This is a genomic window from Petralouisia muris (genome assembly GCF_004793545.1).
In the GTDB taxonomy this organism is placed as follows: domain Bacteria; phylum Bacillota; class Clostridia; order Lachnospirales; family Lachnospiraceae; genus Petralouisia; species Petralouisia muris.
In genome coordinates this window covers 1-476 of record NZ_SRYA01000254.1, presented here as the reverse complement: position 1 = coordinate 476, position 476 = coordinate 1, and the positions used below count along the sequence as shown (strand labels likewise).

The window sequence follows — 476 nt, the reverse complement described above, 5'->3', positions numbered from 1 at the left end:
AAAAAGGGAAGAAAGATGGCTTGGGGAAGTGAAAGTCAGAAGTTACGGCCCGGGCATGGCGGAGCTTATTATTTATGGGAGGGACAGCTGTATCAATGCAGTGATCGGGAAATATATGAGCGGCCAGTATATCTGTATGCCGGACATCGATACAGGATGCCCGCTTAGCAGACTGTCCGATTTATTCTGGAACAAAGAAAGGCTGTCAGCGAATATGAATGAAACAGATGCTGTAACCGTTGCCCACGCCCTGCGGGCGTTATCCGGGTATACAGGGAAAGACTGGCTGTAGGGAAGCATGGCAACTATACGCAAAACAGAGGTTTGGCGAAGCGTGCAGGGAATGGGGACAATTTCAAAAAAGGGAAGGGAAAGCAGGCCGTCCGGGACACACCGGGCGGCCTGCCTGCGAATTGTGTATGGCCCGGGCGCAATTTCCAGCAGGGATACAAAATGCAGCATCCAGAAATGACAGA

At 51.3% G+C, this 476-nt stretch carries 1 protein-coding gene; it reads left to right on the top strand.

Annotated features, from left to right (window positions below; all coding sequences use genetic code 11):
• A partial coding sequence (locus E5329_RS29385; RefSeq protein WP_135992598.1) for a hypothetical protein occupies positions 1–292 on the top strand: 292 nt, incomplete at its 5' end.
• Positions 293–476 lie beyond the last annotated feature (184 nt).